Raw genomic sequence first — 21,232 nt, 5'->3', positions numbered from 1 at the left:
GATGTCGGGACACTCAGGTGAGCTCGGCCAGGCGGATCACGGCCCGGTCGAGCCGGCCCACCTCGGAGCGGATCCGGCGCTGGGTCGTGGAGCCGGTGCCGCGCGTGAAGACCCGGTCGATGCCCTGCTCCACGCGGGCAAGGTCTCCGGTGTCCCGCAGCGCCGGCCCGATGTGCTCGAGCAGCTGGTCCACCACGTCGCGAGCCGGCCGCGGGCGGTGCGTCCTCGGGTCCAGCAGGTCGCCGCTGACCCCGTGCCGGCCCGCCTGCCACATGGCCAGCCGGAGGACGGCCACGGACGTGGGGTCCGCGGGCTCGCCCTGGGCCCATTCCCGCGCCCCGGTCTCGACCAGCGCCCGCGCCAGCCCGGCGATCAGCACCGCGTCGCGGGGATCGAGGCAGACGTCGGCGACCCTGACCTCGAGCGTCGGGTAGTTGCGGGACGGCCGGGCGTCGAAGTACGCCATGCCCTCGTCCAGCGGCACCCCGGTGTCGATGAGGAGGCGCAGGTGGTCGGCGTACGCCTGAGCGCTGCCGAAGACCTCGGTCGGCCCGTTGGTCGGCCAACGGGTCATCGCCTGGGACCGGAAGCTCGCGTAGCCGGAGTCGTCGCCGTGCCAGAACGGCGAGTTGGCGCTGATTGCCAACAGCACCGGAAGCCAGGTGCGGATCCGGTCCAGGGCCCCGATCGCCTCGTCGTCGGAGTCGACCGAGACGTGTACGTGGCAGCCGCAGGTGAGCTGCTCGCTGGCGGTCAGCCCGAACTGCTCGGTGATCGCCGCGTAGCGCTCGTCCTCGAAGGTCTGCGGACGCACCGGCAGCGGGGTCGTGCCGCTGGCCAGGATCAGCGCGCCTGCCTCCTTCGCCGCAGCGCGTGCCTTGTCGCGCCACCGCCGAAGATCCAGCTCGAGGAGGCCGAGGTACTCCTCCGGGGGAGTGTCGGTCTCGACCTGCTGCTTCTGCATCTCCGGACCCACCGAGCCCCCCACCTCGTCGGTCTCGGTGTCGCCGTGCCGGCGCGCCACCCGGAGCACCTCGCTGGCCACCGACCGGGGTACGCCGGTCTCGGCGTCGACGAGAAGCAGCTCCTCCTCGACGCCGACTGTCCGGACCCGGTGATGGGTACTGCTCGAAAGGTCTTTGCTCACCACTTGCACCTGCTTCTGGAAGGAGCCGTCAGAGGATGTGTCGTCTGTTCGGATATGTGACCGAGTCCCCGTGCGCCGTCGCCGACCTGCTGGGGGAGGAGGGCCTGGACGCGTTCACCTCGCTCACCACCGTGCACTCGGACGGTTGGGGAATGGCCTGGCACACGGAGGAGGGCACCTCCAAGACGAGCTCGCCGCGTTCGGCGGACGTCGACGAGACCTACCGCAGGCTCGTCGAGACCCCGCTCTCGAATGCCGGCTTCGTGCATCTGCGCTGGGCGACGGGCGGGCTCGACGTACGTCCGGAGAACACCCATCCCTTCCTGACGGACGGCGCCGCGTTCGCGCACAACGGTCACATCTCTCCGATCGCGGATCTCGAGGCGCTGCTGACCCCGGAGTCGCGAGAGCGGCTGCGCGGCGACACCGACAGCGAGCGCTACTTCCACTTCGTGCACCAGAGCGTCGAGAAGTACGGCGACGAGGCGGAGGGGGTCACCCAGGCGCTGGCCACGCTCGTCCAGAAGTTCCCGAGATGCAGCCTGAACGCGCTGATGCTCACCCGGACGCACATGTTCGCGATCCACATCAACTCGCGTGCCGACTCGCCTCTGCGCGCGCTGCGCGAGCTCTTCGACGACGAGGGTGACATCCCGCCGCGTCACACCACGGAGTACTTCGCGATGGACTACCGCCGGACCGACCACGGGCTCGAGATCGTGTCCAGCGGTCTCGACCAGCCGGGGTGGACCCCGGTGCCCGCCGACACGGCGGTGATGGTCGACCTGGCCACGCGGGAGGTCACCCGATTGGATCCGGTCGCGCAGCTCGGCGTCGACTCGATGCGAGCCCGCGACTGAGGGCGGGGCGTCGCCCATCTGCTGAAAGTGGGGGTCGGTGGGTTCGGCCATGCCGAGAGGTACCCCATCCGGAGCGTTTTCATTCCGAGCCGTACGCCGCGCAGCGCCTGCCCGGGCCGACGGCCGTCCTACCTGGTCGGCTCCTCGGAGACCAGCTTTCCGAAGGCGATCATCCGGTTGTCGGTGTGGAAGAGCTCCGAGCAGGTCGTGAGGGTGATCAGGCGCTGCCCCTTCTTCTGGTCGGGCTCGACCCCGCCACGCTCGGGGTTGTCGGGAAGGGGGTCGGTGACCCAGATCGAGGTGAACGGGACGATCAGGTCCTCGCCGCCGCTGGTGAGGGCATAGACGTACGTCTTCTCCCTGGTCAGGACACGGATCTCGTCCCCTGGCCGGAGCTCGGGGAGGTCGTGCAGCGGTTCGCCGTGGGTGACCCGGTGGCCGGCGAGCGCGAAGTTGCCGACCTCGCCGGGGCCGGCGGTGCCGTCGAAGTGGCCGAAGCCGGCGCCCAGGGCCCGGTCGGAGGTGCCTTCGAGGACGGGGACTCGATAGTCCTCACCGAAGCGGGGGATCTCGATCAGGGCCTCGGCCGACCCGAACTCGGTGGTCACCGTGGTCTCGCCCGAGCCCCACGCCCTCTCGATCCTCGAGGCCGCGTCCTGCTGGCGCTGCTTGCTGACGATGGTGGTCCCGTAGAGCTCCCAGGCCACGTAGCCGAGGACCACCAGCCCGGCGACGACCATGACGATGCCGGCCACGAAGACGGACCGGCGACCCCGGTGCGGGGTCTGGGACTCGGTGGACATCGGGTCAAGCATCTCAGCCCGATCGCGAAGTGCCGGCTTTTCCCAGCCGGTCCGTGCCTGGTTCACAGGAAGCCCACAGCGGACGGGCGGAATCTCGAGACATCAACCGCCCGAGGAGGACCAGATGTCCCGTTCACGCCGCATCCGCCAGTCTGTCGTCGCCGCCCTGGCGATCCCGCTCGTCGCGATCCCCGTCGCCACCCCGGCTCTCGCGGTGGCCGCGGTCAGCGCGACCAGCACGTACGCAGCCGAGCCCGGCCCTGGTTATGGCACGTACGGCGGTTTCTACGGGGGCGGGACCGTCGCCCCCTACCCGCAGGGCCCCGGCACCTCGGCCGCGACGGTCGACTCCGAGCCCGCGACCGACTCCGAGTCGACCGGCGTCGTGCTGGTCAACACGACCGTCGACTACGGCACCGCCCGGGGTGCGGGTACGGGGCTCACCATCACGGCGGACGGCATCGTGGTGACCAACCACCATGTCGTCGAGGGCGCCACCTCGATCACGGTGACCGACCCGAGCACGGGCACGACGTACGACGCGACCGTGCTCGGCTACGACGACGTCCACGACGTCGCGGTGCTGCAGATCGAGGACGCCTCGGAGCTCTCGACCGTGGCCACCGACCGGGACGCGGCCACCCGGGGTGAGCAGGTCACCTCGGTCGGCAACGCCGAAGGGCAGGGCTCGCTCTCGGCGGCCGACGGCACCGTCACCGACCCGAGCACCGCGATCACCGTCAACAACGAGGACGGCACCACCGCCGACCTCACCGACCTGATCGAGACGGACGCCGACGTCGTCTCCGGTGACTCCGGCGGCGCGCTGCTGGACGAGGACGGCGAGGTCATCGGCATGAACGTCGCCGCCACCTCCGGTTCCGCCGAGATCTCCGGCTATGCGATCCCGATCGACACCGTCCTCGACATCGCCGCCCAGATCCTCGCCGGAGAGGAGTCGGGCGACGTCGAGATCGGCGGCCCGGCAGCGGCCCTCGGGGTGCAGGTCGACACGACCAGGTCGACATTGGTCGTCGGTGTCGTCGAGGACGGTGCCGCCGAGGCGGGCGGGATCGCCGAGGGCAGCACGATCACCTCCGTCGACGGCACCGCCGTGGCGAGCATCGACGACATCACCTCGGTGCTCGGGAACCACGAACCGGGTGACCGGATCTCGGTCGGCTGGACCGATGCCGCCGGCGAGGCGCACACCGCCACCGTGACCCTCGGCGAGGGCCCGGTCGCCTGATCAGGCCCGGGTGTCAGGCCCCTCGTCGTCGCGCGGCCCGCCGGTCGCCTCGTCGGCGATCGGGCGCTCCGCCCTGATCGGGATCGCGCCGGTGTAGCCCTCGCGCTCGAGGGCGATCTGTCGGACGCGGTCGCGGACGAGCCGCCAGCCGATGATCAGGGCCGGGATGATGATCGCGAGCGTCGCGACGGTCCAGGTGCCGATCGGGTAGTCGAAGCCCATCAGCACCAGCACGACCGCGAGGAACACCAGCGTCGCGTAGCCCGTCCACGGCGACCCCCACAGCCGGAAGTCGGGCCGGTACATCAGGCCCTGCTTCCATCGCCGGTAGAGCTGGATCTGGCAGATCACGATGGTCGCCCAGGACGCGATGATGCCGAGGGCCGACATGTTCAGCACGATCTCGAACGCCTGCCCGGGGACGACCGCGTTGAGGCCGACGCCGAGGAGGGTGATGCTGCCGGTGAGCAGGATCCCGCCGAACGGCACCCCGTTCCTCGACATCCGGGCGGTGAAGGCCGGCGCGCTCCCGCTCATGGCCATCGAGCGCAGGATCCGGCCGGTCGAGTAGAGGCCGGCGTTGAGCGAGGACAGCGCCGCGGTCAGCACCACGAGGTTCATGATCGTGCCGGAGTTCGCGATCCCGAGCTGGTCGAAGAACGTCACGAACGGGCTCTCGTCGGCCCGGTAGGTCGTGTAGGGCAGCAGCAGCGCGAGCAGCACGAGCGAGCCGACGTAGAACACCGCGATCCGGGCGATCACCGAGTTGATCGCCCGGGGCATGACCTTCGCCGGCTCGGCGGTCTCACCGGCGGCCGTGCCGACGAGCTCGACCGCGGCGTACGCGAAGACGACGCCGGACACGACGATGACCAGCGGGAGCGCGCCGACCGGGAACAGTCCGCCGTTGTCGAGGACCATCCCGATCCCCGTCTCCTGGCCGTTCAGCTCGTCGCGGCGGGCGAGCACGATCATCCCGAGCACCAGGAAGCCCAGCAGCGCGACCACCTTGATGAGCGCCGCCCAGAACTCCAGCTCGCCGAAGAGCTTGACCGAGATCAGGTTCATCGAGAGCACGACCGCGAGCGCGACGAGCGCGATCACCCATTGCGGGACGACCTCGAAGGTGCCCCAGAAGTGCACGTACGTCGCGATCGCCGTGACATCGACGATCGAGGTCATCGCCCAGTTCAGGAAGTACATCCAGCCGGCGGCGAACGCGGCCGGCTCACCCAGGAACTCACGCGCGTAGGAGACGAACGACCCCGACGACGGCCGGTGCAGCACCAGCTCGCCGAGCGCGCGCAGGATGAGGAAGACGAACACGCCGCAGAAGGCGTAGACGAGGAACAGGCCAGGACCTGCCTCGTGGAGCCGGCCGCCCGCGCCCAGGAACAGGCCGGTGCCGATGGCGCCGCCGATCGCGATCATCTGCAGCTGCCGCGGGCTGAGGCTCTTGTGGTAGCCCTCGTCCTCGTCCGTCAGGCCGGTCCGGTCGACGGTCTGGTCGTCGGTGTCGGTCATCGGCTCGCTCCAGGTCCGGAGTGGGGTGGCTCGGGCACGTCCTTGAACAGCAGCCAGCCGCCGACCACGGCGATGACCGCCGCGGCCGCGTAGCCGATCAGCGACCACCAGCCGAGGTGCAGGTACGCCGTCACCCCGACGATCGCCAACGCGAGGAACACCATCACCATGCCGATGATCGGCGTCCGTGGCCTGTACGGATCCCGTGCCAATGCGATCACCTCACCTGCAGGGCCCCCGATGGCCCCGCTCCGGTGACCCATTAGAGCGCATCGGGCGCCTACTGGCGGTGACCGGACGTCGCCCGGCGTTTCCGTTCCGGAGAACGCCCGACAACTGTAAGGTCGCTTTACAGTTAACCCCCATGAAGGAGCGTTCGATGCGTAGCTCGAGGATCCGCACCATCCGCACCACACTGACCATCACCGCAGCCCTGGCCCTCGTCCTGGTCGCCCCGCTGGCCGCACCGGCCGCGGTGCCCAGCCCTGAGGCCGACTCGTCCCGAGCCGGAGAGGTGGAGGCCGCCGCCCTGACCTGGTCCGACGAGTTCGACGGGCCCGCCGGTGGCGCGCCCAACCCCGCCAACTGGAACCACGAGACCGGGGGCGGGGGCTGGGGCAACAACGAGCTGCAGACCTACACCAATTCGCGCGACAACTCCGCGCTCGACGGCAACGGCAACCTCGTCATCACCGCCCGGCAGAGCGGGAGCGGCTACACCTCGGCCCGGCTCACCACCAAGGGCAAGGTCCAGCCGAAGTTCGGACGGCTGGAGGCGCGCATCCAGATCCCGCGTGGGCAGGGCATCTGGCCGGCGTTCTGGATGCTCGGCGGCCAGTTCCCGAGCACGCCGTGGCCCAACGCCGGCGAGATCGACATCATGGAGAACGTCGGCTACGAGCCCCATCTCGTGCACGGCACGCTGCACGGCCCGGGCTACTCCGGAGGCAACGGCATCACCGGCCGGTACATGCACCCGCAGGGCTGGTCCTTCGCCGACACGTTCCACACCTTCGCCATCGACTGGCGGCCCGGCTCGATCACCTGGTCCGTCGACGGGGTCGCCTACCAGACCTTCACCACCGCCAACACCGGCGCGAACCCCTGGGTCTTCGACCAGCCGTTCTTCTTCATCCTCAACGTCGCGGTCGGCGGCAACTGGCCCGGCAACCCCGACGGCACGACCCAGTTCCCCCAGCGCATGGTCGTGGACTACGTACGCGTCTACGACTCGCAGCTCTAGGCGCTGACCGGACCGAGGAAGCGGATGACGAGGCCCTCGTCGTCGTGCACCCGGGCGCGGACGCCGTAGACCTCGGCGATCAGGGACTCGGTCAGCACCTCGGCGGGCGGGCCTCCGGCCACGACGCGGCCCTCGGCGAGCACGAAGACCTGATCGCAGTAGGCGGCGGCGAGGTTGAGGTCGTGCAGGGCGACCAGGCAGGTCGTGGGCATCCGGCGGACCAGCGCGAGCAGCGCCAGCTGGTGACGTACGTCGAGGTGGTTCGTCGGCTCGTCCAGGAGCAGGATCTCCGGCTCCTGGACGAGCGCCCGGGCGATCTGCGTACGCTGCCGCTCGCCGCCCGACAGGGTCGAGAAGCGCTGCTCGAGGCGGTCGGCGATGCCGGCATGGGTGGCGGCCTCCTCGATGACGGCGCGGTCCTGGGCGCTGTCGGGCGCCCAGGCCGGGCGGTGCGGGATCCGGCCGAGGGCGACGACGTCGCGTACGCGGAGGTCTTGGCTGGTCGCCGGCTCCTGCTCGACGACCGCGAGCCGGCGTGCGAGATGACGCCGGGACATGCCGGCGAGCGGGCTGCCGTCGAGCAGGACCTCTCCGGACGACGGTGGGCGTAGCCCGGCCAGGATCCGGATCAGCGAGGACTTCCCGGACCCGTTGGGCCCGAGCAGCCCGACGGTGGCGCCGTCCTCGACCTGGAGGGACACGTCATCGACGACGAGTCGGCCACGAGGCGCCCAGCTGACCCGGCCGGCCTCGAGCGCGGTCATCGGCGTGCCCTCATCAGCACCAGTGCGAAGGCAGGCACCCCGACCAGCGCGGTCGCCACCCCGACGGGGAGCTCCTCGGGGTCGATCACGGTCCGGGCCGCGGTGTCGACCCAGATCAGGAAGATCGCTCCGAGCAGCGCGGTGGCGGGGAGCAGCAGCCGGTGTCCGACCCCGACGAGCGCTCTGGCGAGATGGGGAAGGACCAGCCCGACGAAGCCGATCGCTCCCGACGTCGAGACGATGACGGCGGTCATCAGCGCCGTCAGCACCAGCAGCGCCGCCCGGATGCGCGCGACGTCGACGCCGAGCGAGGCCGCCGCGTCGTTGCCGAACGCGAACGCGTCCAGCCATCCCGCCCCGAGAACGCAGCAGAGCAGCCCGCCGAGCACGATCACCCCGCACACGAGCACGTCGGTCCAGCTCGCCGAGGAGAGCGACCCGAGCAGCCAGAACAGCACCCCGCGCGTCTGCTCGGCGTCGGCCGCGGTGAACACGATGAACGAGGTGAGTGCCGAGAAGAGCTGGGTCGCGGCGATGCCGGCCAGGATGAGCCGGTCGGTGGTGCCCCCGGCGAGGGAGGCGAGCAGCAGCACGAGCGCGAACGAGGCCAGCGCGCCCACGAAGGCCCCGGTGGAGAGCCCGACCGCGCCCGACCCGATGCCGAGGACGACGATCGAGACCGCTCCGGTGGAGGCGCCCGAGGAGATGCCGAGCACGAACGGGTCGGCGAGCGGGTTGCGCAGCAGCGACTGCAGGATGACCCCGCAGATGGCCAGGCCCGCCCCGCAGATCCCCGCGAGCAACGTACGCGGCAGCCGCAGGTCCCACACGATGCTCTGCTGGAGCAGGGTCAGGTCGGAGGCCCCGAGACCGGCCCGGTCCGCGACGACACCGTAGACGTCGGCGATGCTCAGGTCGGAGGGTCCGACGGTGATGGCGCCCGCGACCGAGGCGACCACCACCAGGGGAGCCAGGGCCAGCAGGACACCGGCGCGAGGGAGTGCGCGGACCGCCATCAGCGGAGGCCGAGAGCGGCCAGCTGGTCGGCGACGTTCTCGACCGCGTAAACGGTGCGGATCGAGGGGTTGAGCTCGGCGCCGGACAGCGTCACGAAACGGTCGTTCTTCACCGCGTCCATCTGCGCGGTGACCGGGTTGTTCTTCAGATAGTCGATCTTGGCGCGGGCGGTCTCGGCGGTCTGGCTCTTGCGGGTCAGGTCGCCCAAGACGATGACGTCAGGGTTGCGCTCGGCGACGGTCTCCCAGTTGATCTGCGGCCACTCGTCGGTCGTGTCGTCGAAGACGTTCTCGATGCCGAGAGCGCGGCCGATGATGCCTGGGCCGCCGCAGCAACCGGCCAGGTAGGGCGACTCGGAGTTGGCGAACCAGTACATCGCGCTCACCTCACCCGCCGGCGCCTTGCTCTCGGCGGCCTCGAGGCGCCGGGACAGGTCGGCGACCAGTTGCTCGCCGCGCTCGGGGACGCCGAAGATCCGCGCCAGCTCGGTGATCTCCTGGTAGATCGTCTCGATCTCGAGGGGGTCGAGACGGGTGCCGTCGTCGTCGCCCTCGTTGTCCTTGAGGCACTCGGCAGGGGAGAGGTAGGAGCCGACACCCAGCCTCTCCAGGTCCTCCGGCGTGGTCACCCCGCCCTCTCCGAGGGTGCTGATGAAGGAGGCGGTGATGAAGTCGGGCTCGGTCTCCAGCACGCGCTCGTAGGAGGGCCAGTTGTCGGCGAGCCGCGGCACGCGCTCGTTGTCCTCGGCGAGCGAGTCGAGCACCGGGTCGGTCCAGACCGCGGTGCCGGCCATCCGGTCGGCGAGGCCGAGCGAGAGCAGGATCTCGGTGGAGCCCTGGTTGAGCGAGACGACCCGCTCGGGTGGTGCATCGAGCGTGATCTCGCGCCCGCAGTTGGTCATCGTGAGTGGGAAGCCGGCGGTCCCGGCGGCCGCCTTCTGCGCGTCGGCGGGCTGATCGGCTCCGCAGCCGGTCAGGGCGGCGCCGAGCACCAGAGCGGTGCTCACGGCGATCGTTCGGGCCAGGGTCGTTCGGATGGTGCGGGACAGGTGCACGTCGGTCCTCGAGCGGGTCGCGGGCTGGTACGCGTCGCCCGTGCTGACCGGCAGCGGTCTGCTGCAGGGCCAGCAGGTCTTCGGACTCGGGATCGACCGGCGCGAGACGCCTTCCCAGGCCCGAGGGCCCAGTGGCACAGTGTCCCGTCCGTCACCCACACCGCTGCGCGTCAGTCCCGGGCTCTCACCGGGTTCCCGTGCCGGGACTACGTCCCGAGCGGCTGGCCCGAAGACCGTAGCAGGCGGGCCCGTCAGCCCTCACGGTGGGCGCGGAGCCCGTCCTCTCCGGGCGCGACCGAGTCGTGGAGCTTGATGGTGTGGTCGTACTGCTCCTCGACCATCGGCCGGTAGGCGATCCGCGGCTCGGTCATCACGCCCTCGAGACGTACGCTCAGATCGGCCTCGATCCGCGCCATCGCCTCGGTGTCGACGGTGTCGGCGTCGGTGATCAGGTGGGGGCGCAGCGGGTCCATCCCGGTGTACCAGAACGTGCCGTGCAGGAGCGGCCACAGGACGTCCTCGATGTGGCCGCTGATCCCGCGCGGGCCCAGGGTCGCGGCCCGATCGCCGGCGGTGACGATGGTCAGCGCGCGCTTGCCGGCCAGGCCGCCCTTGCCGTACTTGAGGGGCTTGCCGGTCTCCGGATCCGGTACGTCGAAGGCGAATCCCGACTCGAAGACCCGGTCGATCCAGCCCTTCAGGATGGCCGGCACCGAATACCACCACAGCGGGAACTGCACGACCAGCAGATCGGCCTCCCGCAGGCGGTCCTGGTGGCGGCGTACGTCGGCCTCGCCCCGCTCCACCAGAAGTGGATTGAAACCTTCTCGATAGAGGTCGATCTCGTCGACGGTCCAGCCGGCCGCGACGAGAGCGTTCCGGCCCGCCTCCTGCAGCCGTCCGTTGAGCGACGACGCGTGCGGATGTGCCCATACCCAGAGTGCGTGCATGGGTCTCTGAACGCGGTCTGACGCGGCAGGATTCCCGCCTGGATGTGGGTGGGCGTCGTGCCGGTCTGACGACAAAGTCCGAACCTCGCTCAAATTAGCGGCCGAAGAGTGTTGACGTATGTGATTGCCATCACTAGCGTAAACCAGGCTTGAAACCTTTCAATTCGAGGAGCTGCCCATGCCGGACACACCCGCCGCACTGGAGCTGCGGGACGTGGCCAAGTCGTTCGGCCCCGTACGCGCCCTCCGGTCTGGAAGCCTCCGGGTCGAGGCCGGATCCATCCACGCGCTCGTGGGGGAGAACGGAGCCGGGAAGTCGACGCTGGTCAAGATCGTCGCCGGGCTCTACCGCCGCGACGCGGGCGACTACCTGCTCGCCGGGGAGCATGTCGACTTCCGCAACACCGCCGAGGCCAAGCAGGCCGGAGTCGCGGTCATCTACCAGGAGCCGACCCTCTTCCCCGACCTCTCGGTCACCGAGAACATCTTCATGGGGCGCCAGCCGACCAACCGCTGGGGCAGGATCGACCGTGCCGCGATGCGCACCGAGGTCGTCGAGCTCTTCGCCCGGCTCGGCGTGCCGATCGAGCCCGACCGCCCGACCGAGGGCCTCTCGATCGCCGACCAGCAGCTGATCGAGATCGCGAAGGCGCTCTCCCTCGACGCCAAGGTCCTGATCATGGACGAGCCGACTGCGGCCCTGTCGGGCAACGAGGTCGAGCGGCTGATGACCGTGGCGCGCACGCTGCGCGACCAGGGCTGCGCCGTCGTCTTCATCTCGCACCGCTTCGACGAGGTGTTCGCGCTGTGCGACACCATCACGGTGATGCGCGACGGCGCCTACATCTCCACCGACCCGATCGCCGCGGTCACCGAGGACCAGATCGTCCAGCGGCTGGTCGGGCGCGAGGTCTCCGACCTCTACCCGAAGCTCGAGGCCACCGTCGGCAAGCCCCTGCTCGAGGTCAGGGGCCTCACCCGCACCGGACTGTTCCAGGACATCAGCCTCACCGTCCGCGAGGGCGAGATCGTCGGCCTGGCCGGCCTCGTCGGCGCCGGACGAAGCGAGGTCGCCCAGGCGATCTTCGGCGTCGACCCCTACGAGAGCGGCGAGGTCATCCTCGACGGGCGGCCGGTGCCGCCGGGCGACCCGCGACGCGCCATCGAGATGGGGCTGGCGTTCGTGCCCGAGGACCGCCGCCAGCACGGCCTCGTGCTGGACGCGCCGATCTCGCGCAACATCACCCTGCCGACGAGCGGCCGGCTCGCCCGCACCGGGCTGATCAGCACCGGCATCGAGAACCGCTCGGCCGCCGACTGGGCCGCCCGGCTCGAGGTCAAGGCCGCGACCCTCGACACCCTGGCAGGCACGCTCTCGGGCGGCAACCAGCAGAAGGTCGTCCTGGCCAAGTGGCTCTCCACCCAGCCGAAGGTGCTGATCATCGACGAGCCCACCCGGGGCATCGACGTCGGCACCAAGTCCGAGGTCCACCGGCTGCTCTCGACGCTCGCGCAGGAGGGTCTCGGGATCCTGATGATCTCCTCCGAGCTCCCCGAGGTGCTCGGGATGGCCGACCGCGTCATCGTGCTCAGCGAGGGCCACCAGACGGCCGAGCTGAGCCGCGAGGAGGCGACCCCCGAGGCCGTCATGCGGGCGGCGACGGCCCACCACTCCACCACTCTGAACGTCAGCGAGGCATCATGACCACCACGCTCGACGCGCCCGCCCCGGCCGCGCCGCAGCCACGCCACCGAGCAGCCGGCCGGCTGACCTGGCTTCTGAAGCAGCGCGAGACCGGCATCGCTGTGGCCTTCGTCGCCCTGCTCGTGGTGACCACGGCGGTGAACCCCAACTTCCTGTTCAGCACCGACGGCTGGCGCGACCTCACCCTGACCCCGGCGATCCTGGTCTGCCTGGCGATCGGCCAGGCGATGGTGATCGTGACCCGCAACGTCGACCTCAGCGTCGGCTCGACCCTGGGGCTCACGGCGTACCTCGCCGGTCGGCTCTTCCTCGACACCGGGCTCCCGGTGATCCTCGTCGTGCTGATCGCGGTCGCCGCGGGCGCGGTGCTCGGCCTGGTCAACGGGGTGCTGGTCGCCTTCGCCAAGGTGCCGGCGCTGGTCATCACCCTCGGCACCCTCTACGTCTACCGCGGGATCATGCTCGAGTGGGCCGGCAGCGACCGGATCAACGCCTCCGACATCCCGCCCGGGCTGCTCGACTTCGGCACCGGATCGTTCCTGTTCATCCCCAACCTGGCGTGGATCTCGTTCGCGCTGCTGGCCGTGGCCGTCTACCTGATGCGCTCCACCCGCGTCGGCCGCGAGTTCTACGCGATCGGGTCCGACCCCGACGCCGCCACGCTCTACGGGCTGCGCGACAAGCGCCGGGTCCTGCAGGCGTTCGCCACCTCGGGCGCGCTCGCCGGCCTCGCCGGGATCCTGTACGTCTCCCGCTACGGCACCATCAGCTCCGGCGTCGGCCAGGGCATCGAGCTGGAGGCCGTCGGGGCCGCGGTCGTCGGTGGCGTGGCCATCTTCGGCGGCAGCGGCACCGTCCTCGGCGCGGCTCTGGGGGCGTACCTCCTCGCCACCATCAACCGGGCGCTCCCGGTCCTGGGCATCCCCGACTTCTGGCAGCAGGCCGTCGTCGGCGCGCTGATCATCGGCGCGATCGTCCTGGACCGCTACTTCGCCCGCCGTCAGCACGACAAGCTCCTCGCGGAGAGGGAAGAGTCATGAGTCTGCTCACCGAGAAGGCACCTGTCCGGACGTACGCGGCGCACGCCAGGCCGTGGTGGCAGCGCACCCTGATGACCCGGGACTCCGCGATCATCGCCCTGCTCGTGGTGGTGTGGACGTACGCCTCGATCGCGATCCTCAACTTCTCCGACCCGATCACGGTCTACTTCCTGGTGCTCGACATCGCGCCGATCCTGCTGATCGCGCTGCCGATGACGCTGATCATCATCACCGGCGAGATCGACCTGTCGGTGGCGAGCGTCGTCGGGCTCTCCAGCGTCCTGTTCGGGGTGCTGCACCGTGAGGGCATCCCGATCGCGGCCGCGATGGTGCTCGCGCTGCTCGCCTGCGCGGTGGCCGGGGCGCTCAACGGGGTGCTCGTCACCCGCTACGGGCTGCCGTCGCTGGCCGTCACGATCGGCACCATGGCGCTCTTCCGCGGCATCGCGGTCGGCGCGCTCGGCACCACCGCGATCACCGACTGGCCCGACGCCTGGGGCGACCTCGTACAGGCCCGGATCGGCGGCTCCCAGATCCCGCTGATGACGATCCCGCTGGTCGTCCTGATCGTGGTCTTCGCGGTCGTGCTGCACTTCACGCCGTTCGGCCGCGGCATCTTCGCCGCCGGCCTCAGCAAGGACGCGGCCCGCTTCTCGGGCGTCAACGTCGACCGTACGAAGCTGATCCTGTTCACGCTCAGCGGGCTGGTCTCGGGGCTGGCGGGCATCTACTTCACGCTCCGCTACGGCAGCGCGCGCGGCGACAACGCCACCGGCATGGAGCTCCAGGTCATCGCCGCCGTGCTGCTCGGCGGGGTGTCCATCTTCGGCGGCCGCGGCGCGATCCCCGGCGTCATCGCCGGCGTCGTCCTGATCGGGACGATCGGCAGCGCGCTGCGCCTCGACGGGCTCAGCGCCAACCTCATCCAGATCATCACCGGCGTACTCCTCATCGCCGCGGTCATCGCGGCCAGCGTCCTCGGCTGGACCGGTCGCATCGTCGGCACCTACCGCCGGCAACAGAGCTCGGACGAACCATCCTCGAAGAACTCAAAGAAATCGGAGTGAGAGACATGACCAGCAAGTTCCGACGCGCCGGCAGTGCCGTCGCCATCGTTGCGGCCCTCGGCCTCGCCCTGTCCGCCTGCGGTGGCGGGAGCGGCAGCGGCAGCGATGGAGAGGGTGGCGGCGACACCAGCAGCATCACCTTCATCCCGAAGAACCTCGGCAACCCCTACTTCGACGCCTCCGACGCGGGCGGCAAGAAGGCCGCGGACGAGATCGGCACCACGTGGGACCAGGTCGGCCCGACCGAGTCGACCCCCGACTCCCAGGTCAGCTTCATCAACACCGCCACCCAGCAGCGCGCCGGCGCGCTCGTCGTCTCGGCCAACGACCCGACCGCCATCGGCGACGCCCTCGAGGAGGCGCGCAACGCCGGCACCAAGGTCGTCACGATGGACTCCGACACCGAGCCGCAGTTCCGCGACGTCTTCGTCAGCCAGGCCGACGCGGCCGGCATCGCGAAGAGCCAGGTCGACCTGATCGCCGAGCAGATCGGCGACAAGGGCGAGATCGCGATCCTCTCCGCGGCGGCCAACGCGACCAACCAGAACGAGTGGATCAAGCTGATGGAGGAGGAGCTGGCCGCGAACCACCCCGACATCAAGCTCGTCGACACCGTCTACGGCAACGACGACGACCAGACCTCCTTCGACAAGACCGCCGGCCTGCTGCAGTCGCACCCGAACCTCAAGGGCATCATCAGCCCGACCACGGTCGGCATCGCCGCGGCCGCGCGCTACCTGTCCGACTCGGAGTACAAGGGCAAGGTCGCGCTGACCGGCCTCGGCACCCCGAACCAGATGCGCGAGTACATCAAGGACGGCACCGTGAAGTCCTTCGCGCTCTGGGACCCCGAGCAGCTCGGCTACCTGGCCGCGTACGCCGCCGACGCGCTCGCCTCCGGTGACATCGAGGGCAAGGAGGGCGACACCTTCGAGGCCGGTGACCTGGGCGAATACACCGTCGGTGCCGACGGCGTCATCGTGCTCGGTGAGCCGACGGTCTTCGAGGAGTCGAACATCGACGACTTCGACTTCTGAGCCCCAGCCCCGTGTAACACGCTGTTCGTAGCGCTACTCGCCCTATCGGAACGACCGGATAGAACTACGAACGACGTGTTACCCGAGTTCGCCGCCGAGCTGTGAGAGCAGCTCGGCGGCGTTCGTCATGCAGCGCTCGGGGTCGGGCTCGAGGTCGGTGAGCGCGCGCACGTGGGCGGCCCCCGCCTGCTCCGCCTCGATGGGCGAGAGGGTGGTGCGGCCGCAGACGACGACGGCGCGGATGTTCGCCTCGCGGGCGACCTGGAGCACACCCATCGGCGCCTTGCCGGACAGGGTCTGATGGTCGAAGGAGCCTTCGCCGGTGACGACCAGGTCGGCGCCGTCGAGGGCCTCGTGGAAGCCGACGAGGCCGAGCAGCAGCTCGACACCGCGCTCGACCCGCCCGCCGAGCACCGCGAGTGCGGCGAACCCGACGCCGCCGGCCGCTCCGGCGCCGGGCGCCTCGACGATCTCGGCGCGATCGCGTCCGGTGGTCTCGGCGACAGCGGCTGCGTACGTCGCCAGGGCTGCCTCGAGCAGCTCCTGGTCCGCCGGGCCGGCGCCCTTCTGCGCGGAGAACGTGGCGACCGCGCCGCGGGGGCCGAGCAGCGGGTTGTCGACGTCGCAGGCGACCACGATCTCGGTCTCCCGCAGGCGTGGGTCGAGGCCGTCGAGGTCGATGCGCGCCAGACCCTGGAGGGCCGCTCCGCCTTCCGCCAGCTCGGCCCCGGAAGCGTCGAGAAACCGGGCACCGAGGGCGCGGAGCATCCCCGCTCCGCCGTCGTTGCTGGCACTGCCGCCGAGGCCGATGACGACCGTGCGGGCGCCGCCGTCGAGGGCGGCGAGGACGGCCTCGCCCAGCCCGCGGGAGGAGGCGGTGAGCGGGGCGAGCCGGCCCCAGGGCAGCCGCAGCAGGCCGCAGGTGTCGGCGAGCTCGACGACCGCCAGGTCGCCGCGTACGGCGTAGTGCGCCGCCACCGGTTCGAGGGTCGGGCCGGCGACCGTGACTGGGACCAGGGAGAAACCGGCGCCGGCCAACGCCGCCACGGTGCCGTCGCCGCCGTCGGCGATCGGCACGATGCGTACCTCTGTTGCGGGGTCCGCCGCGAGGATCCCGGCGGCCACCGCCTCGTCGACCTCACGTGCGGTCAGGGAGCCCTTGAACTTGTCGCAGGCGACCACGACGACCCGACCGTCATGCTGATGGGCGGCCATCACAGGTGGGGGAGGACGAGGTCGCGGTAGCGCTGCGCCATCGTGGCGAGCACCTCGTCGGGGTCGGCGGCCCAGACGGCCTCGTTGAAGATCTCGACCTCGACGTCACCTGCATAGCCGGTCGCGGCCACCATCCGCGTGATGGACGCGAAGTCGATGACCCCGTCGCCCATCATCCCGCGCGCCAGCAGAGCGTTGGCGGGGATCGGCAGGTTGAAGTCGCAGACCTGGTACGCCGCGATCCGCCCCTCCCGGCCCGCGCGCGCCACCTGGGCGGCGAGGTCGGGGTCCCAGAAGACGTGGAAGGTGTCGACGACGACCGCGACCGCGTCGACCGGGTGCGGCGCCGCCAGGTCGAGGGCCTGGCCGAGGGTGGAGAGGACCGCTCGGTCCGCTACGTACATCGGGTGGAGCGGCTCCAGGACGAGCCTCACGCCGCGGTCGCGGGCGTACGGCGCCAGCTCGGCCAGCCGCTCGGCGACCCGCTCCCGGGCCCCGGCCAGATCCACGTCGCCGTCGGGCAGGCCGCCGACGACCATGACCAGCGCGTCGGTGCCCAGGGTCGCGGCCTCGTCGACCGCTCGCTTGTTGTCCGCGAGGGCCTCCGCGATCCCGGCTGGATCGGAGGCGGTCAGGAAGCCGCCGCGGCAGAGTGAGGAGACGCGCAGCCCGGCGTCGCGTACGACCTTGGCGGCCTTCTCCGCACCCGCCTCCTCGACGCGGTCGCGCCACAGCCCGAGGGCCGGGATGCCGGCGCGCGCGGCTCCGTCGACGGCCTCGGCGAGGGTCCAGGAGTTGGTGGTCTTGGTGTTGAGGGAGAGCCGCTCGAGCCCGGTCGCGTGGTCGGTCACTGGTCGACTCCTTGCACGGTGAGGAAGGCGCGCATGCGTGCGGCCGCGAGGTCGGGGCTGGTCAGCAGGGCGGCCGCGTCGGCCAGCCGGAAGACCTCGGCCAGATGGGGCACCGAGCGGCCGGCGTGCAGGCCGCCGGCCATCGAGAAGGCCGGTTGGTGGCCGTTGAGCCAGGACAGGAAGGCGATCCCGGTCTTGTAGTAGTAGGTCGGCGCCTCGAAGATCTTCCGGCCGAGCGCCTGGGTGCTCTCCAGCAGCTGCCTGGCGGTGTCGGGGTCACCGTCGTCGAGCGCCTGCAGCGCGGCCGAGGCGGCCGGGTAGATCGCCGCGAAGATGCCGAGCAGCGCGTGCGAGAACTCGCCCTCGCCCGTCCCGTCGCCGACGATCAGCTCGGGGTAGTTGAAGTCGTCCCCGGTGTAGAGCCGTACGCCGCCGGGCAGCGCCCGGCGCAGCCCGACCTCGTGCTCGGCGTCGAGGAGCGAGACCTTGACCCCGTCGACCTTGCCGGGGCGGGCCCGGATGACGTCGAGGAACGTCTCGGTCGCCTCCTCGATCGAGGGCGAGCCCCAGTAGCCGGCCAGCGCCGGGTCGAACATGTCGCCGAGCCAGTGCAGGATCACCGGACTGTCGGCCTCGTCGAGCAGGGTGGCGTAGACCTCGGCGTAGTCCTCCGCGCTGCGGGCGACCCGGGCCAGCGCGCGCGAGGCCATCACGATCGTGGTCGCGCCGGTGTCGGCGACGACCTTCATCTGCTCGCGGTAGGCGTCGATGACGGTGTCCAGACCTTGCCGGCCTTCGGGTACGGCGGACAGGACGAGCTGGTCGGTGCCGGCACCGCACGCGATCGCGCCACCCACGGTCGCCGCCTCCGCGGCCGAGCGGCGGATCAGCTCGGCGGCGGCGGTCCAGTCGACGCCCATGCCGCGCTGGGCGGTGTCCATCGCCTCGGCGACGCCGAGACCGTAGGACCACAGCTCGTGCCGGTAGGCGAGGGTGCGGTCCCAGTCGATGTCCGCCGGGGCGCCGGGCACGTTCTCGGCCAGGGTACGGGGGACGACGTGGGCGGCTGCGTACGCGGTCCGGGAGGTGAATGGCGCTTCCGGTTTCGTCCACTGCCTGGGGGTCGCGAGCCGGTGGATCTCGGTGCCGCCGTCGGGCAGCGGGAGACGTACGGAGGTCACAGCTCGATCTCTCCGAGCTCGATGCGGCGGCCCTCCGCCGAGGAGGTGAGCCCGGCCTCGGCGAGGCGGAGGCCGCGGACGCCGGCCATGAAGTCGTAGGGGTGGTCGCCGTCGCCCTCGACGTAGCGGATGAACTGCTCCCACTGCGCCTTGAAGCCGTTGTCGAAGGGCTGGTTGTCGGGGACCTCGTTCCACAGCTCACGGAAGCGGATCGACTCGACGAGGTCCGGGTTCCAGACCGGCTTCGGGGTCAGGTTGCGGTCCTGGGTGACGCAGTGGTGCAGGCCGGCGACCGCGGAGCCGTGGGTGCCGTCGACGTGGAACTCGACCAGCTCGCCGCGATTGACCCGGGTGGCCCAGGAGGAGTTGATCTGGGCGATGATCCCGCCCTCGAGCTCGAAGATGCCGTAGGCGGAGTCGTCGGCGGTGGCTGCGTACGCCTCGCCCTTCTCGTCCCAGCGCTCGGGAACGTGGGTGACGACCTTGGCAGTGACGGCCTCGACCGTGCCGAAGAGGTTCTCCAGGACGTAGTTCCAGTGCGGGAACATGTCGATGGTGATGCCGCCACCGTCCTCCTTGCGGTAGTTCCAGCTCGGCCGCTGGGCGGGCTGGAGGTCGCCCTCGAAGACCCAGTAGCCGAACTCGCCGCGCACGCTGAGGATGCGGCCGAAGAAGCCGGAGTCGACGAGCCGCTTCAGCTTGAGGAGGCCGGGCAGGTAGAGCTTGTCGTGGACGACGCCGCTCTTCACGCCCTTGTCCGCGGCGAGGCGGGCCAGGCGCAGCGATCCCTCGACGTCGTCGGCGATCGGCTTCTCGGTGTATACGTGCTTGCCGGCCGCGATCGCCCGGGTGATGGCGGCCTCGCGGACGTGGGTCAGCTGGGCGTCGAAGTAGACGGTGTCCTCGGTGTTGCCCAGGGCCTCGTCGAGATCGGTCGTCCAACGGTCCAGGCCATGCTCCTTGGCGATGTCCTGGAGCTTCTCGGCATTGCGCCCGACGAGGATCGGATCGGGCTGGATCCGGGTGCCGTCGGAGAGCTCCACACCGCCCTGCTCCTGGATCGCCAGGATGCTGCGCACCAGGTGCTGGCGGTAGCCCATGCGTCCGGTGACGCCGTTCATGATGATGCCGAGCCGTCGTGTGGCCATGTGGGGTCCTCGTCTGCTGGGTGCCGGAAGCGGTAGGGGAAAGCGCTTTCCCGGTACGGTAGGACAGATGTGACGCCGGTCGCAAGAGGGGTGTTCCGTCAGGCCGTCGCCGACCCGGCGCATCTGTCCCGCTGTCGAGCGTCGAGTCGGCGCATCTGTCCCGGTTCGGGGGAGTCGGCACAATCCCGCGGGACGGTTACGCCGGGCTAGATGCGTGGGGGAGTGCTCTCCCGCAGCACGACCTCGCCGTGTACGGACTGCTTGCGAATCTCCGCCGACGGCTCGCCCAGCACGAGCTCGAGAGCCAGCCGGCCGATGTCGGCCAGCGGAAGACGTACGGTGGTGAGCCCCGGCGTCACGTCGCGCAGCGTCGCGATGTCGTCGAAGCCCGCGACGGCCAGGTCGCGCCCGACCTCGACGCCGGTCTGCCGGCAGGCGGCCAGGGCGCCGACGGCCATCAGGTCGTTGACCGCGAAGACGCAGTCGACCTCCGGACCCTCCTCGAGCAGCCGGGACATCGCCCGGTGGCCACCGTCGCGGCTGAACTCGTCGGCGACGTAGGCCGGCTTCGAGCCCGTCGCTGCCAGCCATCCCTCCGCGAAGCCGGCATGACGCTCGGCCGAGACCAGCAGCTCCTCCGGACCGGTGAGCACCGCGGCCCGGCGGTAACCCAGGCCGGCCAGCCGTTCCGCCAGCGCCTTGGCGCCGCCGTGGTTGTCGATCACGACGGTGTCGACCGGCAGCCGCGGCTGGCTGATCGCGGCCGCGCGGCCGCCACCGTCCAGGTAGGACGTCAGCAGGCCCGCGACCTCGCGGGTGTGACGTACGTCGGCCGTGTCGCTACCCGCCAGCACGATCGCCCGGCTGCGCTGGCGCCGCAGCGCCGCGAGGAACTTCTGCTCGCGCTCGGCCTGGCCGCCGGTGTTGCACAGCATCACCAGCAGGCCGTGCTTCTCGGCCTCGTCGGCCAGGCCGCCGGCGATCGTGGAGAAGTAGGGGTCGGAGATGTCCTTGATCAGCAGCCCGACCGTCTCGGTCGAGCCGCGCGCCATCGCCTGGGCGTTGGCGTTGGGGGTGTAGCCGAGCTTGTTCGCCGCCGCCAGGACACGCTCCTGCAGCTCGGGGCGGACCACCCGGTCGCTCCCGTTGAGCGCGCGCGACGCGGTGGCCAGCGAGACCCCTGCCTCACGGGCCACGTCGCTCAGCGTCGCTGCACGTTCTCCGGCCAACTGACTCTCCTTCGGCTTCCGCTCCTGGAGCCTAAGGCATCCGACGATGACGTACGCCGCGCTCCGCGTCTCCCCAGACGTCCCCGCCCTCGCCGACCCGGCGCGTCTGTCCCGCCCCAGCCCGTCGACCCGGCGCGTCTGTCCCGCC

20 protein-coding genes and 1 riboswitch are annotated in these 21,232 nt (G+C 70.7%); of the genes, 7 read left to right on the top strand and 13 right to left on the bottom strand.

Annotated elements, in window-relative coordinates; genetic code table 11:
• Positions 1 to 13 precede the first annotated feature (13 nt).
• Positions 14 to 1,147, bottom strand: coding sequence for a carboxylate-amine ligase (locus ACWZJV_RS05870; protein ID WP_008363892.1), 1,134 nt, complete (start codon positions 1,145 to 1,147; stop codon positions 14 to 16).
• A gap of 35 nt (positions 1,148 to 1,182) precedes the next feature.
• Between ACWZJV_RS05870 and ACWZJV_RS05865 the strand changes: the two genes are divergently transcribed.
• Positions 1,183 to 2,007, top strand: coding sequence for a class II glutamine amidotransferase (locus tag ACWZJV_RS05865; protein ID WP_457180568.1), 825 nt, complete (start codon positions 1,183 to 1,185; stop codon positions 2,005 to 2,007).
• A 128-nt stretch (positions 2,008 to 2,135) separates the two neighbouring features.
• On the opposite strand, the gene ACWZJV_RS05860 is transcribed toward ACWZJV_RS05865, so the two are convergent.
• A complete protein-coding gene (locus ACWZJV_RS05860; RefSeq protein ID WP_457180567.1) occupies positions 2,136 to 2,810 on the bottom strand; it encodes a class E sortase in 675 nt (224 codons plus the stop codon).
• A gap of 124 nt (positions 2,811 to 2,934) precedes the next feature.
• On the opposite strand from ACWZJV_RS05860, the gene ACWZJV_RS05855 reads away from it, so the two are divergent.
• A complete protein-coding gene (locus tag ACWZJV_RS05855; protein ID WP_457180566.1) occupies positions 2,935 to 4,059 on the top strand; it encodes a S1C family serine protease in 1,125 nt (374 codons plus the stop codon).
• Here ACWZJV_RS05855 and ACWZJV_RS05850 read toward each other — a convergent pair whose 3' ends face one another.
• Both ACWZJV_RS05850 and ACWZJV_RS05845 read right to left on the bottom strand, forming a co-directional pair.
• Positions 4,060 to 5,583 (bottom strand): amino acid permease, encoded by a 1,524-nt coding sequence (locus ACWZJV_RS05850; RefSeq protein WP_457180565.1) that lies wholly within the window; start codon positions 5,581 to 5,583, stop codon positions 4,060 to 4,062.
• Positions 5,580 to 5,804 carry a hypothetical protein gene (locus tag ACWZJV_RS05845; RefSeq protein WP_008363902.1) on the bottom strand — a complete coding sequence of 75 codons (225 nt, stop codon included), beginning with the start codon at positions 5,802 to 5,804 and terminating at the stop codon, positions 5,580 to 5,582. Before ACWZJV_RS05845 ends, ACWZJV_RS05850 begins: the two co-directional genes overlap by 4 nt.
• A gap of 158 nt (positions 5,805 to 5,962) precedes the next feature.
• Between ACWZJV_RS05845 and ACWZJV_RS05840 the strand changes: the two genes are divergently transcribed.
• A complete protein-coding gene (locus ACWZJV_RS05840; protein ID WP_457180564.1) occupies positions 5,963 to 6,826 on the top strand; it encodes a glycoside hydrolase family 16 protein in 864 nt (287 codons plus the stop codon).
• On the opposite strand, the gene ACWZJV_RS05835 is transcribed toward ACWZJV_RS05840, so the two are convergent.
• The 4 genes from ACWZJV_RS05835 to ACWZJV_RS05820 form a co-directional block, all read right to left on the bottom strand.
• Positions 6,823 to 7,590, bottom strand: coding sequence for an ABC transporter ATP-binding protein (locus ACWZJV_RS05835; RefSeq protein ID WP_457180563.1), 768 nt, complete (start codon positions 7,588 to 7,590; stop codon positions 6,823 to 6,825). The genes ACWZJV_RS05840 and ACWZJV_RS05835 overlap by 4 nt on opposite strands.
• Positions 7,587 to 8,606: a FecCD family ABC transporter permease gene (locus ACWZJV_RS05830; RefSeq protein ID WP_457180562.1), complete on the bottom strand. Its 1,020-nt coding sequence runs from the start codon at positions 8,604 to 8,606 to the stop codon at positions 7,587 to 7,589. The genes ACWZJV_RS05835 and ACWZJV_RS05830 overlap by 4 nt, the downstream gene beginning before the upstream one ends.
• Positions 8,606 to 9,613, bottom strand: a complete 1,008-nt coding sequence (locus ACWZJV_RS05825; RefSeq protein ID WP_457180561.1) for an ABC transporter substrate-binding protein — start codon at positions 9,611 to 9,613, stop codon at positions 8,606 to 8,608. Before ACWZJV_RS05825 ends, ACWZJV_RS05830 begins: the two co-directional genes overlap by 1 nt.
• Positions 9,614 to 9,715: 102 nt before the next feature.
• Positions 9,716 to 9,902: riboswitch (cobalamin riboswitch) on the bottom strand.
• 10 nt (positions 9,903 to 9,912) lie between these two features.
• Positions 9,913 to 10,611 (bottom strand): NAD(P)H-dependent oxidoreductase, encoded by a 699-nt coding sequence (locus ACWZJV_RS05820; RefSeq protein WP_008363911.1) that lies wholly within the window; start codon positions 10,609 to 10,611, stop codon positions 9,913 to 9,915.
• Positions 10,612 to 10,789: 178 nt separating this feature from the next.
• Between ACWZJV_RS05820 and ACWZJV_RS05815 the strand changes: the two genes are divergently transcribed.
• Genes ACWZJV_RS05815 through rhaS form a run of 4 tightly spaced genes read left to right on the top strand, consistent with a single transcriptional unit; the run spans position 10,790 to position 15,460 of the window.
• Entirely contained in the window at positions 10,790 to 12,316 is a 1,527-nt protein-coding gene (locus ACWZJV_RS05815) for a sugar ABC transporter ATP-binding protein (protein WP_457180560.1), read from the top strand.
• On the top strand, positions 12,313 to 13,356 hold the full coding sequence (locus ACWZJV_RS05810; RefSeq protein WP_457180559.1) for an ABC transporter permease: 1,044 nt from the start codon (positions 12,313 to 12,315) through the stop codon (positions 13,354 to 13,356). Before ACWZJV_RS05815 ends, ACWZJV_RS05810 begins: the two co-directional genes overlap by 4 nt.
• Positions 13,353 to 14,423, top strand: a complete 1,071-nt coding sequence (locus ACWZJV_RS05805) for an ABC transporter permease (protein WP_457180558.1) — start codon at positions 13,353 to 13,355, stop codon at positions 14,421 to 14,423. The genes ACWZJV_RS05810 and ACWZJV_RS05805 overlap by 4 nt, the downstream gene beginning before the upstream one ends.
• Before the next feature lie 5 nt (positions 14,424 to 14,428).
• Positions 14,429 to 15,460 (top strand): rhamnose ABC transporter substrate-binding protein, encoded by a 1,032-nt coding sequence (gene rhaS / locus ACWZJV_RS05800; RefSeq protein ID WP_196873392.1) that lies wholly within the window; start codon positions 14,429 to 14,431, stop codon positions 15,458 to 15,460.
• 78 nt (positions 15,461 to 15,538) lie between these two features.
• Here rhaS and ACWZJV_RS05795 read toward each other — a convergent pair whose 3' ends face one another.
• From ACWZJV_RS05795 to ACWZJV_RS05775, 5 genes are all read right to left on the bottom strand, one after another.
• The gene (locus tag ACWZJV_RS05795; RefSeq protein ID WP_457180557.1) at positions 15,539 to 16,675 is read right to left on the bottom strand and encodes a glycerate kinase; all 1,137 of its coding nucleotides are present in this window, start codon (positions 16,673 to 16,675) and stop codon (positions 15,539 to 15,541) included.
• Positions 16,675 to 17,526 (bottom strand): sugar phosphate isomerase/epimerase family protein, encoded by an 852-nt coding sequence (locus ACWZJV_RS05790; protein WP_457180556.1) that lies wholly within the window; start codon positions 17,524 to 17,526, stop codon positions 16,675 to 16,677. Before ACWZJV_RS05790 ends, ACWZJV_RS05795 begins: the two co-directional genes overlap by 1 nt.
• Positions 17,523 to 18,707: a dihydrodipicolinate synthase family protein gene (locus tag ACWZJV_RS05785; RefSeq protein ID WP_457180555.1), complete on the bottom strand. Its 1,185-nt coding sequence runs from the start codon at positions 18,705 to 18,707 to the stop codon at positions 17,523 to 17,525. Before ACWZJV_RS05785 ends, ACWZJV_RS05790 begins: the two co-directional genes overlap by 4 nt.
• Positions 18,704 to 19,855, bottom strand: a complete 1,152-nt coding sequence (locus tag ACWZJV_RS05780) for a Gfo/Idh/MocA family protein (protein WP_457180554.1) — start codon at positions 19,853 to 19,855, stop codon at positions 18,704 to 18,706. Before ACWZJV_RS05780 ends, ACWZJV_RS05785 begins: the two co-directional genes overlap by 4 nt.
• 206 nt (positions 19,856 to 20,061) lie before the next feature.
• Positions 20,062 to 21,084, bottom strand: coding sequence for a LacI family DNA-binding transcriptional regulator (locus ACWZJV_RS05775; protein WP_457180553.1), 1,023 nt, complete (start codon positions 21,082 to 21,084; stop codon positions 20,062 to 20,064).
• Between the last annotated feature and the right edge of the window lie 148 nt (positions 21,085 to 21,232).

The organism is Nocardioides sp. WG-D5 (assembly GCF_054031175.1).
The sequence above is the reverse complement of the archived record's forward strand: the minus strand, read 5'-3'. Positions and strand labels throughout refer to the sequence as shown.

Bases quoted from the DNA above. Each gene is read 5' to 3' on its own strand.
- ACWZJV_RS05820 (WP_008363911.1), bottom strand. From the start codon at position 10,611: ATGCACGCACTCTGGGTATGGGCACATCCGCACGCGTCGTCGCTCAAC.
- ACWZJV_RS05830 (WP_457180562.1), bottom strand. From the start codon at position 8,606: ATGGCGGTCCGCGCACTCCCTCGCGCCGGTGTCCTGCTGGCCCTGGCT.
- ACWZJV_RS05805 (WP_457180558.1), top strand. From the start codon at position 13,353: ATGAGTCTGCTCACCGAGAAGGCACCTGTCCGGACGTACGCGGCGCAC.
- ACWZJV_RS05860 (WP_457180567.1), bottom strand. From the start codon at position 2,810: ATGTCCACCGAGTCCCAGACCCCGCACCGGGGTCGCCGGTCCGTCTTC.
- ACWZJV_RS05795 (WP_457180557.1), bottom strand. From the start codon at position 16,675: ATGGCCGCCCATCAGCATGACGGTCGGGTCGTCGTGGTCGCCTGCGAC.
- ACWZJV_RS05850 (WP_457180565.1), bottom strand. From the start codon at position 5,583: ATGACCGACACCGACGACCAGACCGTCGACCGGACCGGCCTGACGGAC.
- ACWZJV_RS05840 (WP_457180564.1), top strand. From the start codon at position 5,963: ATGCGTAGCTCGAGGATCCGCACCATCCGCACCACACTGACCATCACC.
- ACWZJV_RS05810 (WP_457180559.1), top strand. From the start codon at position 12,313: ATGACCACCACGCTCGACGCGCCCGCCCCGGCCGCGCCGCAGCCACGC.
- ACWZJV_RS05855 (WP_457180566.1), top strand. From the start codon at position 2,935: ATGTCCCGTTCACGCCGCATCCGCCAGTCTGTCGTCGCCGCCCTGGCG.
- ACWZJV_RS05815 (WP_457180560.1), top strand. From the start codon at position 10,790: ATGCCGGACACACCCGCCGCACTGGAGCTGCGGGACGTGGCCAAGTCG.
- ACWZJV_RS05865 (WP_457180568.1), top strand. From the start codon at position 1,183: ATGTGTCGTCTGTTCGGATATGTGACCGAGTCCCCGTGCGCCGTCGCC.
- ACWZJV_RS05780 (WP_457180554.1), bottom strand. From the start codon at position 19,855: ATGGCCACACGACGGCTCGGCATCATCATGAACGGCGTCACCGGACGC.
- rhaS (WP_196873392.1), top strand. From the start codon at position 14,429: ATGACCAGCAAGTTCCGACGCGCCGGCAGTGCCGTCGCCATCGTTGCG.
- ACWZJV_RS05835 (WP_457180563.1), bottom strand. From the start codon at position 7,590: ATGACCGCGCTCGAGGCCGGCCGGGTCAGCTGGGCGCCTCGTGGCCGA.